Genomic DNA, 12,013 nt, shown 5'->3' with positions numbered 1-12,013 from the left:
ATGTGATGAAGAACACAGTACCGGCCGGGCCCGCTGAGTCAACGATGTTGGCGGAACGTGTCGGCTCCCCCGACCGGAGGCCGCCAGATGAACGACGACGACCACGTTCCCGCGCAGAACCTGCCCCGAGCTGAGCAGCGTTGGACCGCATCGGCGTTCGTACTGGTCGCGATGGCGATCCCGTTCCTCTTGCCCGCGCGTTACGCCGCCGGTACCGCTTGGCTGCTACCCGCGATCGAGGGGCTGGTCCTGCTGACACTGATCGTGGTCGACCCCGGTCGCATCGACCGGCCCGGCCGGTGGGTCCGCAGCCTCTCCGTGGGGCTGGTCGTCGCCATCGCCGCAGGTGCGGCGTGGGCCGCGGCGCGGCTCGTGTGGGATCTGCTGCACGGAGATCCGCAGACCGCGGCGGCGAACCAGTTGCTGGTCGCCGGGGCTCTCGTCTGGCTGCAGACCGTCATCGCGTTCGCATTCCTCTACTGGGAGCTCGACGGCGGCGGTCCGGTGAACCGGCACCTGCGTCCGGCCGCATACCCGGACCTCGCCTTTCCGCAACACCTCGAGCCCCGACTGGCACCGCCGGGATGGCGTCCCGTGTTCTTCGACTACCTCTATCTGGCCCTGACCAACGCGACTGCCTTCAGCCCCACCGACGTGATGCCGCTGTCGCGTCGTGCGAAGCTGGCGATGGCGTCGCAGTCGCTGTTGTCGATCGTCATCCTCAGCCTGGTGGTGGCCAACGCGGTCAACCTTCTCGATTGACGACCGCGGCACGATCGCACACCGGAATAGGGTCGGCGACGTGACGGTTGTGCCGGCGGGGTCCGGAGGACCAGATCGGAGTCACGATGAGCGAGCCATCTATCAGGACCGTGCCGTCGCGGCAGGTCATTCCGGGTACCGAGCGGCACATCTTCCGGAGCGGGTGGCTCGATTCCCGCCAGTCCTTCCCCGTCACGGGCAACTTCGATCTCGCGGCGAACGCCCACGGAGTCCTGCTGGTGCACAACGACGATCGCGTCGACGCCGGTGAAGGTTTCGACGCCCACTTCCACCGGGATGCCGAAATCATCACGTGGGTACTCGAAGGTGCTGTCGCTCATCGTGATTCGTTCGGCAACACCGGCACGATCACGCCGGGCGTCGCGCAGCGGATGAGCGCGGGCCGCGGGATCACCCATACCGAGGCGAATGCGTCACGGCGCAGCGAGAACCGGGACCTGCGCGTCGTGCAGATGTGGGTGGCGCCCGAGCACGGTGGAGGTGAACCCGGCTACGCCGAACGCGACTTCAGCGCCGATCTCGCGACCGGCGGGCTGGTCACGGTGGTCTCCGGCAGGCCCGAACACGCGGGCACAGATGCGATCTCGATCGGCAACCCGTTCGCGGCACTGCACGTGGCCCGGATCGGTTCCGGACAGTCGGTCGCCCTTCCCCCGGCACCGTACGGACATCTCTACGTTGCGCGAGGCGGTGTCGAGCTGGACGACGGCATCCGACTCGTCGAGGGCGACGCGCTGCGCACCATCGATGAGGGCGCGGTCGGTGTCACCGCGACGTCCGAGGCCGAGATCCTGTTCTGGGAGATGCACACGACGTTCAACCGTGACCTCTGACCACCCGTCGGGCCGAACTGGACGCGGAAAGGAAGCCCAACATTCGTCAACCGGCGATGACGGCGACTGCGAATGCGAGGTCACCCGACGATGGCGCCCCGGAGGTACTGGTCCAGAATGCGCCGGATGTCGACTGCCGGGTTGATGGCGGTGCGGTAGAACACCAGTGAATCCGTGATCGCGAGTAGATCTTCGACCTCGACGCCCGAATTCGGCAGGCCGGCACCGGCGAGCGAACGCGTCGCCACCAGTCGTGCCACGTCCTCGACGTCGGACCGACCCGTCAACCTTTGGCGAATGGCGGGCAGATCGTCGAGTTCGAGGATGAGCGCGTAACGGGCGCGCATGTCGTCGTGTCTGGCAGCGAGGGTGTCGACCAATTCCGACAGCGATCCGGCCAGTTCGTCGACCGGAACCCGTCCGTCGTGGTCGACCCCTTCATCTGTCATCACCAATGCCTCGGTGTCGATCCGGGTGCGGGCCGCCAGTGCGTCGACGATGAGCTCGATCAGCGCGATCCGGGTCCTCGCATGGTAGGAGGTCGACCCCAGCGGCAACCGCGCCTCCCGATCGACAGCCCGATGGGTGAGTGCGCGGACACCGTCGCGGGCGATGATTCGGATGCCGGCATCGGCGATGACATCCCGACGCCCGCCTCCACTGGTCGAATCCGCAGACATGCGCGAGATACTACAGATGTAGCGGATCGTCCCGTAGTCTCTACATGTGTAGAGCCCGATGCATCGCGGTGGACGGAGACGCCAGTGGAAATCGATTTCGTACCCGACCCAACACTGTATCCCTTCGAGTCACGATGGTTCGAATCGTCGGTCGGACGGCTTCATTACATCGACGAAGGCGTCGGGCGACCTGTCCTGATGTGTCACGGCTCCCCCACCTGGAGCTTCCTCTACCGGCACATCGTGACCGGGCTGCGCGATCGTTTTCGCTGCGTCGCCCTGGACCTCCCCGGCTTCGGGCTGTCCAGTCGCCCCGACGGGTTCGGCTACACCATCGCCGAGCTGACGGTTGTCCTCGGCGAGCTGATCGACCACCTCTCCTTGGACGACTTCGTCCTGGTGGGTCACGACTGGGGTGGACCCATCGGACTCGGTGCGGCAGTCCCCCGCGCCGAACGCGTGGGCGGGATCGTTCTCGCGAACACCGCGTTCTGGCCGATCGATCTGCTACCGAATCGATTGTTCAGCGCGGTCATGAGCAGTCGTCCGTTGCGACAGTGCATCCTCGAACAGAATCTGCTCGTCGAAGGCGTACTGCTCGGCAGGTTCGGGCCGACCTTGACCAACGCGGAGGCCGAGCACTATCGGCGGGTGCAACCGAGTCCCGACGCCCGATATGGACTCTTGGTCATGCCCGGCGAGATCCGCTCGGCGAGACCACTCCTCGAGCAGTTGGCCGCGGATGTCCCGCTCCGTCTGGGCGATAGGCCGGCACTCGCCGTATGGGGGATGAGGGACATCGTTTTCCGGCCGCGACGCTGCATCCCCAAGATTCGCGCGGCCTTCTCCGACCTGGAGGTCGTCGAGCTCCCGGACGCCAAGCACTTCGTGTCCGAAGACGCTCCCGAGACGATGAGCGCGGCAATCGCCGCGCGATTCCGCGATCGGTGACGAGCTTCGACGACCATTTCTTCGTTGAACTGCACACGATTTGCCATAATGCTGCCAGTTTCCGGCGGCACGGCTACTGTGTGAGCCACTCGAAGGGCAAGGCACTTGGCGCGCCTCGCCGGCCAGGTCGCCAGCGAAAGGACGTTCATGCCTTCCCCGTCGCCCGCAGCACGACTCGCGGCTGAGTTCTTCGGAACATTCTGGTTGGTCTTCGGCGGATGCGGCAGCGCGATCTACGCCGCCAAGCAGATCGCCCAGTCCGAGGACGGCCAGGACACCTTCCAGGTCGGAATCGGGTTCCTCGGTGTCTCTCTGGCTTTCGGTCTCACCGTCGTGACGATGGCCTACGCGGTGGGGCACGTCTCCGGCGCACACTTCAATCCCGCGATCACGCTGGGCGCCGCCGTCAGCGGCCGGCTCTCCTGGAAAGAGCTGCCCACCTTTTGGGTGGCGCAGGTCGTGGGTGGCCTGTTGGCCGGCCTCATGCTCTTCCTCATCGCCAAGGGCCAACCCGGGTTCGAGGCCGAGGGCAATATGGCCGCCAACGGGTTCGGAGAACACTCCCCCAGCAACTACTCGCTCACCGCGGTCCTCATCGCGGAGATCCTGCTGACGGCGTTTTTCCTCATCGTGGTCCTCGGCGCGACCGACGGACGCGCTCCCGCGGGCTTCGGTCCGCTCGCCATAGGCTTGTGCCTCACGCTCATCCACCTGATCTCGATCCCGATCAGCAACACATCGGTCAACCCGGCGCGTTCGACGGCGGTCGCCTTCTTCAACGGCAACGGCGCACCCGGTCAGTTGTGGGCCTTCTGGCTGGCGCCGCTGATCGGCGGACTGATCGGCGGTCTCCTCTACCCGCTGCTGTTCCAGAACGGGAAGCGCGCAGCAGCCGAACCGGCACGGACCGAGACCGCCGACGCTTGATCGTGGCGATGGGCCGGATCGAGGACGGACATGCCGTGCGACTGGTGAACCCGAACTCGACTGATGGACTTCGATCGAAGTCCATCAGTCGAGTTGGGGTTCATCAGTCAGAGTAGGACGCGGTCTCGCGGCCGACGGAGGACCACGAAAGAACTCGTTGTGCTCGGAGCGGGCCCAACTACTGCTCCCTGAGGAGGCCGGAGCTTGCGGAGGCCGTCACGAAGGGTCATGGTGAGATGCGTCGCAAACCCCTCGAGGCTCGTCGATCTCGACGCGCTCCTTCGTCGCTTGCTCGGCCCGGCGGTTAACGCTCCTCGCACCTCAGTACCTGCGGCCTGGCGGCCGTCGTGGACTACGAAAGAACACTCTTGAGCGTCCCCATCTCTGCTCCCTGAGGTGCGAGCGAAGCGAGCCACGAAGGGCTCCGCAACCTGTCACACCAGGCCCTTCGTGGCTCGTCGCTGGCGCTCCTCGCACCTCAGGGAGCAGAGGGAGGGCATCGCTTGCACCCCACAGACCAGCGGTGTTGAGGCTCTTTCGGATTAGGGAGCAAATGGTGGGTCGATCTTTCGGACCGGGGACCGGGGTCCCTCCGCAAGCTCCGGGCGCGCCTCGAAAAGCATTGAGAGGCGCTCCTTTCGGAGTAGGAGCATGCCGCGCGTCGCGATCAGGACGGCGCGACCACCCGCAGGACCTCTCGCCCCGAGTGCAGCCGGGAGATGTTGTCGGTGATGTCGCGCACCCGCCCCACGAACGTGTCACGGGTGACCCCCGAGATGTGCGGGGTCATCAGCACGTTGGGCAATTCGCCGAACGGCAGGCCCGACGGGTCCGCTCGATCGCTGCCCGTCGGATAGCGATACCAGACGTCGAGCGCTGCTCCGCCGACCAACCCGTCTCGGAGGGACTCGTACAGATCCTGCTCGACGACGAGCGGGCCGCGGCCCACGTTGACCAGCACACCCACGGGCCCGAGCCGCCGCAGGTGGCCGGCGTCGATCATCCCGGTGGTACTCGCGGTCAGCGGCGCGGAGACCACCACGACATCGGATTCGTCCATCAGACGATCGAGATCAGTGGTGTCGCCGTACCATTCGAGCCCGGTGTCGTCGGCGACCCGGCCGGACCCGGTCACCGCACAGGCCCGCGCGCCGAAGGCACCCATCAGGTCTGCGGTTCGTCGACCGATGTGGCCGAAACCCACGTAGCCGATCATCGCGCCACGCAGAGTCCGCGGCTGTTCCACCCCGTCGCGGTACACCGCCGAGGCCCACAACCCCTGGCGTAGCGCGGCGTCCTGGCCGAGGAGACCTCGGCGCACCGTGACCACCGCGGCGGCGATGTACTCGGCGATCGAATCCTCGTGGTGAAAGGTGTTGGCCACCTCGGTGTTCGCCGCGAGGTCACCGAAACTGACCTTGTCGGTGCCGGCGCCACCGGTCAGCACCAGCCGCAGACCGGATCCCGCGCGAGCCATCGCCGGGGTCACCCGACCGCCCACGTAGACGTCGGCGTCGGCCAGATCGGCCACGAGCGCGGCCTCGTCGAAGGCCGCGTGCCAGGACGTGTCCACACTCGCGGGCAACAGGCTCTCGAACAACTCGCGGTGCGGTACGAAGTTCCGTTCACCCACCACGACTTTCAGATCGTCGCCGCGCGTTTCGGCCACGACCTCAGCTCCGCACGAGCGCGGGTCGTTTGCTGTCGAACGTCCAGTCCGGGATGAGGAATTGCATTCCGACCGCGTCGTCCCGCGCCCCGAGCCCTTCGGAGCGGTACAGCTGATGGGCGGCTTCCACCTGCTCCATGTCGAGTTCGACGCCGAGACCCGGCCGGTCGGGAACCGTGAGGTGACCGTCGACGATCTCGTACGGCTCGGTGGTGAGACGTTGTCCGTCCTGCCAGATCCAGTGCGTGTCGATCGCGGTGATCTCGCCCGGCGCAGCGGCCGCGACGTGCGTGAACATGGCCAGAGACACGTCGAAGTGGTTGTTGGAGTGCGATCCCCAGGTGAGCCCCCAGGCATCACACAGTTGCGCGACGCGCACCGAGCCGGCCATGGTCCAGAAGTGTGGGTCGGCCAGCGGGATGTCGACCGCATTCGTGCGGATCGTGTGCCCGAGCTCGCGCCAGTCGGTCGCGATCATGTTGGTCGCGGTAGGCAACCCGGTCGCGCGCTTGAATTCGGCCATCACCTCACGGCCGGAGAACCGGCCCTCCGGTCCCACCGGGTCCTCGGCGTAGGCGACGACATCGCGCAAGCGTCCGCCGATCCGAATCGCCTCCTCGAGCAACCAGCCGCCGTTGGGATCAAGCGTCACCCGGGCCGGCGGGAAGCGTTCCGCCAGCGCGGTGACGACGTCGGCCTCCTCGTCGGGCGACAGAACCCCGCCCTTCAGCTTGAAATCGGCGAAGCCGTAACGCTTCTGGGCCGCCTCGGCGAGTGCGACGACACCGTCGGCATCAAGGGCCTCCTGATGGCGCAAACGCATCCAGTCATCGGTCTCGCCGGCACCGTCGGCGTAGTCCAGCGTTGTCCTGGTGCGATCCCCCACGAAGAACAGATAACCGAGCGCAGCAACCCGATCACGCTGCTGTCCCTCGCCGAGCAGCGCCGTCACCGGCACACGGAGGTGCTGGCCGAGGAGATCCAACAGTGCCGATTCGACGGCGGTCACCGCGTGGATCGTGATGCGTTGATCGAAAGTCTGATCCCCGCGGCCACCACGGTCACGATCGGCGAACGTGCGCCGGATGTCCTGCAGGACCGCGTTGTACTCGCCGATACCGCGTCCTTCGACGATCGGCCGCGCATCGTCGAGCGTGGTGCGGATCGGTTCGCCGCCCGGGACCTCACCGACCCCCTGGTTGCCTTCGGAGTCGGTCAGCACGACCAGGTTTCGGGTGAAGAACGGGGCGTGTGCGCCGGACAGGTTGAGCAGCATGCTGTCTCGTCCCGCGACGGGGATCACCCGCATCTCGGTGACCACCGGAGTCGTCGTGGACGTCGATGTGGCTGTCGTCATGGTGAGGTCCTTTCAGAAGTGTCAGAAGAAGATCTGCTGGCCGATGAGCAGTGCCGCGCCGACGGCCGACACCGTGATCGACACGGTGCGGAGCCGATCCCGGTCGAGTACCCGGTTGACGGCGCGGGAGGCGATGAAGCCGAGGACGACGACCGGTGTCAGGGCGAGGAACGCCCAGAGGATCTCGGCGCTCACGCTGCCGGTCGCGGCGAGCGCTGCCATCGACATCAGGCTGCCGACGAGGAAGAACGCACTCATGTTGCTACGCACGTGCGCGTTCTCCTCGCCGGAGTACACCAGCGCCATCGGGGGGCCGCCGATCGACGTGGCCGTGCCGAGCAATCCGGAGGCCGCGCCCGCGGTGGCCAGGTTGCGGCGTACCGGTGCCGGCCGCCAGCCGACGGAGGCGATCACGACACCGCCGAGCACGACCGCCGCCAACAGCAGTGACAAACCGCGGGTGGGCAACCAGACCAGCAGCAGGGCGCCGGCGACGGTCCCGGGGACCCGACCGGCCAGAGCCCACCCGGTACCGCGGAAGTCCAGGCTTCCCCGCTCGCGGATCACCACCAGCAGCGTGACTGTCGTCGCCGAAGCGATCAGCATGCCGGGAAGCAGTGTCGGCGCCACCAGGGCGACCACCGGCGCGGCGAGCATGCCCATCCCGAAACCGATGGATGCCTGCATGCAGGACGCGAGGAACACGGCCACCGCGATGGTCACGCATGCCACGACGCTCACGCCAGTACGGCCTTCGTACCGCCGGGCATGTTCACGCCGCCGGGGCGGGCATGCCCAGGCCGACCCGTCCGCGGGGGTGATAGCACTCGGCGATGTGTCCGGCCTCCTGCCGATCGGTGACGGCCGGCGGCAGCGCGGTCGCGCAGACGTCGGTGGCGTGTGCGCAGCGCGTCCGGAACCGGCAGCCCGACGGCGGATTGAGAGGCGAGGGCACCTCGCCGCTCAACAGGATTCGCTCGCGGCGGTTGTCGGCGTCGAGCGTCGGTGCCGCGGACATCAGCGCCTCGGTGTACGGATGCGCAGGATGGTCGAACACGGCTTCGGTACTGCCTGTTTCGACGATCCGGCCCAGGTACATCACCGCGACCCGGTCGGCCACATGACGCACCACCGACAGATCGTGCGAGATGAAGATGTAGGAGATGTCGAGCTCCTGCTGGAGTTCGTTCAGCAGGTTCAGCACCTGCGCCTGTACCGAGAGGTCCAGCGCCGACACCGGCTCGTCGCAGATGATCACCTCGGGATCGAGCGCGAGCGCACGGGCGATTCCCAGGCGTTGGCGCTGACCGCCCGAGAACTCCTGCGGGCTGCGGTGTTCGTCGCTCGGCCGCAACCCGACGAGATGCAGCAGTTCACGGACGCGGGCGGCCCGGTCACGCTTGCGCGGGTACAGGTCCTTGTGGGTACGCCACGGCTCGCCGATGATCTCGGCCGCGGTCATCCGATTGTTCAGCGAGGCATATGGATCCTGAAAGACCATCTGCACCTTGCGGCGCAGGGCGAGCAGGTCCTTGCCCTTGAGCCGGTAGGGGTCGGTGCCGTCCCAGCGGACGGTGCCGGTGTCGGGCCGCTCGAGCATCATCAGCGTTCGGGCGAGAGTGGACTTGCCGCAGCCGGATTCGCCGACCAGACCGAGTGTCTCGCCGCGGCCGAGATCGAGATCGATCCCGTCGAGCGCCCGGAGTTGTTTGCGGCCGCCCTTGCCGGACACCGCGAAGGTCTTTCCGACGTCGCGTACTTCGAGGACCCGGCTCGAGTCGAGCGGGGCCGCGGCACCGCGCGCCTTGTCGAGGCCGGGCGTCTTGGCGAGGCTGGTCGTCTCAGGCATTGTCGATCTCCTCCGAGAAGTGGCAGGCCGCGGCCCGGTTGGTGCCGGTGGTCGTCAGCGTCGGCCGTTGCTGCACGCACCGCGCGCGGGCCAGCGGACACCGCGCCTGGTACACACAGCCAGTGGGGATCGAGTGCAGGTCGGGCGGCGTACCGCCGATCGACTTGAGATCGGCCCCGCGTTCGGCGCTGACGGGAACGGAATCGAGCAGTCCTTTGGTGTACGGATGCCTCGGACTGCCGAAGACCTCGGCCACCGGCCCGGTCTCGACGACGTTGCCCGCGTACATGATCGCGACGCGGTCGGCCTGCTCGGCGACGAGCGCGAGGTCGTGGGTGATCAGGACGACCGCCATGTCGTGTTCGGCCCGGAGGCGCCCCAGCAGCGCCATGATCTGGGCCTGCACCGTCACGTCGAGCGCGGTGGTGGGTTCGTCGGCGAGCAGCACCTTGGGGCTCAACGCCACCGCCATCGCGATCAGCAGACGTTGCCGCATCCCGCCGGAGAACTGGTGCGGGTAGGAGTCGACCCGTGACTCCGGTTCCGGGATGCCCACGTGCCGCATCAGTTCGATCGCCTCGAGACGGGCCTTCTTCTTCGACATCCCACGATGGATGCGGAACGGTTCGGCGAGCTGGGTCCCGACCGGGTACACCGGATTGAGCGCGGTCAGCGCGTCCTGGAACACGATCGCGAGTTCGGTGCCGGCCATCTCGCGTCGCTTCGACTCCGAGGCGGAGACGAGGTCGACGGAGTCCAGGACGATCGATCCGTCCGAGACCGAGGCGATCGGGTCGAGCAACCCGACGAGCGCCTGTGCGGTCATCGACTTGCCACACCCGGATTCGCCGAGCAGCGCCAGCGTTTCGCCACGACGGGCGCGGAACGACACGTGGTCGACCGCCCGCACGGTACCGGTAGGCGTTCGCAGATCCACGGTCAGGTCGACGACGTCGAGTGCGACCCGATCGTCGGTGCCGGCGTCGGGCCGGTCGAGGGCAGGAGCACTCATCGCAGCGCCTTTCGTGAGGAGAAGAACCGCTTCCGGGCGTTCGGGGTGGTCAGTCGCCACCGCTGACCGGGGTCGGTCGCGATGCGCGCCCACGCGGCCAGCATCGTGGCCGACACGGTCGTGATGACGATCGCCAGGCCCGGGAAGAACGACAGCCACCATGCGGTCTGCAGGTAGGTCCGGCCTTGCGACACCATCAGGCCCCAGCTGACGTCGGGCGGCTGGATACCGATGCCGAGGAACGACAGCGACGACTCCGCGAGCATCACGTAGCAGAAGTCGAGGGTGGCCACGGTGAGCAGCGTGGGGAGCAGGATCGGCAGGACGTGCCCGCGGAGTATCGCACCGCTGCTCGCACCGAAGGTCCGTGCCGCGTCCACGAACACGCGACTCTGCAACTCGGCGGATTCGGCCCGCGCGGTCCGTAGGTAGATCGGGATCCGGGTGATCGCCAGCACCGCGATGATGTTGGCGGCGCTCGGCGAGAACACGTACAGGATCACGACTGCGAGCAGCAGCGACGGGAAGCTCATGATGACGTCGGCGATGCGCATCGCGGTGGTCTCACGCCAGCCGCGGTGGTATCCCGCCCACATGCCGATCGCCGAGCCCACGACGCACGAGATGATCACCGCGGGCAGGGAGACCATGAGCGTGGTCTGGCAGGCGACGATGAGCCGGGCGAGCATGCTGCGACCCAGCGGGTCGGTGCCCAGCACGTTCATCCAGCCCGTGTCGAGGTTGAACGGCGGGAGGTTCGACTCGTCCAGGTTCTGGTCGGTGGCGGCGTCCCCGACCAGCCACGGACCGAAGATCGCGGTGAGCAGGATGAAGGTCAGGATGCCGGCGGCGACGGTCGCGAACTTGTCGCGGAGCAGCAGCCGCCACAGCGGCAGTTGCCCGCCGGGCACCTTCTTGGCGGCGACGGAGTCGCCGGTGATGTCGGTCGAGGCGACGGGACTCGTCGTGTCGACGGGATCGGTGACGATGGACATGTGTCAGTACTCCTCGATGTGTCCGGCGACTAGACCGTGGCCTTGTCACGAACGCGTGGGTCCAGGAGGGCGAGACCCGCGTCGATGACGATGTTCAGGATGAAGATGCTGAGAGCGGTGAGGAGCACCGCGGCCTGCAGGACCGCGAAGTCGCGTTGCAGGATCGAATCGATCATCAGCTTGCCGATGCCGGGCCAGCCGAAGATGGCTTCGACGATGACCGCGCCGTTGATCAGGCCGACCGCGAGATCGCCGGCGACGGTGAGGGCGGGGGCGGCCGCATTGCGCAGTGCGTGGTGGGTGACGATCCGGAAGTCTCCGGCCCCTTTGCTTCTCGCCACCTTGACGTAGGGGGCCGACAGGGCCGAGACCATGGCGCCGCGCACCACCTGGGTGAGAACGCCCAGCGGTCGGATCATCAGTGTCGCGATCGGCAGGACCCAGGCCAGCACCCCGCCGGTCCCGGACGTCGGCAGCCAGCCGAAGACAACCGCGAAGATCCAGATACCGGTGATCGCGAACCAGAAGTCGGGGACGCTGGCCGCGGTCATCGACAGCAGGCTCGAGAAGCGGTCGGCGAGTGAGTTCGGTCGGTAGGCCGCCCAGCAACCGATGATGATCGAGCCGAGGACCGACAGCACGAGCGTGACGAAAGCGAGCTGCAGAGTCGCCGGGAACGCTGCGAGCGCCATGCTCGCCGCCTGCTGACCGGTCTTCAGTGACTCACCGAAGTCGAGGTGGAAGACGCCGGCGAGGTAGTCGGTCATCTGTTGCCAGATCGGTTTGTCGAGCCCGTTCGCGGCGGCGAACTCGGCGCGCTGCTCCGGGGTCGCGGAGACCGGGAGGTAGAGATTGGTGGGGTCGCCGGTGAGCCGGGCCATGAAGAACACGCCGAACAAGACGATGATCAGCGGGATCAGGCTGGTGAACATCCGGCGCCGGAGGAAGGTGAGCATC

Annotated in this window: 12 protein-coding genes; 4 read left to right on the top strand and 8 right to left on the bottom strand. The window is 67.2% G+C overall.

Going from position 1 to position 12,013, the window contains the following annotated elements:
* The first annotated feature begins 87 nt into the window (after positions 1–87).
* A complete protein-coding gene (locus tag FFS52_RS01035; RefSeq protein ID WP_065632374.1) occupies positions 88–762 on the top strand; it encodes a DUF1345 domain-containing protein in 675 nt (224 codons plus the stop codon).
* 86 nt (positions 763–848) lie between these two features.
* Positions 849–1,616: a pirin family protein gene (locus FFS52_RS01030; RefSeq protein ID WP_068972548.1), complete on the top strand. Its 768-nt coding sequence runs from the start codon at positions 849–851 to the stop codon at positions 1,614–1,616.
* Between the two features lie 80 nt (positions 1,617–1,696).
* Here FFS52_RS01030 and FFS52_RS01025 read toward each other — a convergent pair whose 3' ends face one another.
* The gene (locus FFS52_RS01025) at positions 1,697–2,296 is read right to left on the bottom strand and encodes a TetR/AcrR family transcriptional regulator (protein ID WP_068972542.1); all 600 of its coding nucleotides are present in this window, start codon (positions 2,294–2,296) and stop codon (positions 1,697–1,699) included.
* 84 nt (positions 2,297–2,380) lie between these two features.
* Here FFS52_RS01025 and FFS52_RS01020 point away from each other — a divergent pair, with 84 nt between their 5' ends.
* The gene (locus FFS52_RS01020) at positions 2,381–3,247 is read left to right on the top strand and encodes an alpha/beta fold hydrolase (RefSeq protein WP_068972543.1); all 867 of its coding nucleotides are present in this window, start codon (positions 2,381–2,383) and stop codon (positions 3,245–3,247) included.
* Between the two features lie 147 nt (positions 3,248–3,394).
* A complete protein-coding gene (gene aqpZ / locus FFS52_RS01015) occupies positions 3,395–4,174 on the top strand; it encodes an aquaporin Z (RefSeq protein WP_068972549.1) in 780 nt (259 codons plus the stop codon).
* A 667-nt stretch (positions 4,175–4,841) separates the two neighbouring features.
* Here the strand turns inward: aqpZ and FFS52_RS01010 are convergent.
* The 7 genes from FFS52_RS01010 to FFS52_RS00980 are packed head-to-tail and all read right to left on the bottom strand — an operon-like array spanning position 4,842 to position 12,012.
* The gene (locus FFS52_RS01010) at positions 4,842–5,843 is read right to left on the bottom strand and encodes a 2-hydroxyacid dehydrogenase (protein WP_137808534.1); all 1,002 of its coding nucleotides are present in this window, start codon (positions 5,841–5,843) and stop codon (positions 4,842–4,844) included.
* A 4-nt stretch (positions 5,844–5,847) separates the two neighbouring features.
* On the bottom strand, positions 5,848–7,200 hold the full coding sequence (locus FFS52_RS01005) for an enolase C-terminal domain-like protein (RefSeq protein ID WP_137808533.1): 1,353 nt from the start codon (positions 7,198–7,200) through the stop codon (positions 5,848–5,850).
* 21 nt (positions 7,201–7,221) lie between these two features.
* Positions 7,222–7,941: a sulfite exporter TauE/SafE family protein gene (locus FFS52_RS01000; RefSeq protein WP_078113209.1), complete on the bottom strand. Its 720-nt coding sequence runs from the start codon at positions 7,939–7,941 to the stop codon at positions 7,222–7,224.
* A gap of 31 nt (positions 7,942–7,972) precedes the next feature.
* On the bottom strand, positions 7,973–9,049 hold the full coding sequence (locus FFS52_RS00995; protein ID WP_249356208.1) for an oligopeptide/dipeptide ABC transporter ATP-binding protein: 1,077 nt from the start codon (positions 9,047–9,049) through the stop codon (positions 7,973–7,975).
* Positions 9,042–10,061 carry an ABC transporter ATP-binding protein gene (locus FFS52_RS00990; protein ID WP_137808532.1) on the bottom strand — a complete coding sequence of 340 codons (1,020 nt, stop codon included), beginning with the start codon at positions 10,059–10,061 and terminating at the stop codon, positions 9,042–9,044. Before FFS52_RS00990 ends, FFS52_RS00995 begins: the two co-directional genes overlap by 8 nt.
* Positions 10,058–11,056 (bottom strand): ABC transporter permease, encoded by a 999-nt coding sequence (locus FFS52_RS00985; protein WP_137808531.1) that lies wholly within the window; start codon positions 11,054–11,056, stop codon positions 10,058–10,060. Before FFS52_RS00985 ends, FFS52_RS00990 begins: the two co-directional genes overlap by 4 nt.
* A gap of 29 nt (positions 11,057–11,085) precedes the next feature.
* On the bottom strand, positions 11,086–12,012 hold the full coding sequence (locus tag FFS52_RS00980; RefSeq protein WP_137808530.1) for an ABC transporter permease: 927 nt from the start codon (positions 12,010–12,012) through the stop codon (positions 11,086–11,088).
* Position 12,013 lies beyond the last annotated feature (1 nt).

Origin of the sequence: Gordonia sp. ALPHA1B1 (assembly GCF_005502615.1) — a bacterium.
In the GTDB taxonomy this organism is placed as follows: domain Bacteria; phylum Actinomycetota; class Actinomycetes; order Mycobacteriales; family Mycobacteriaceae; genus Gordonia; species Gordonia hongkongensis.
This window is presented reverse-complemented; position numbering and strand designations above follow the sequence as displayed.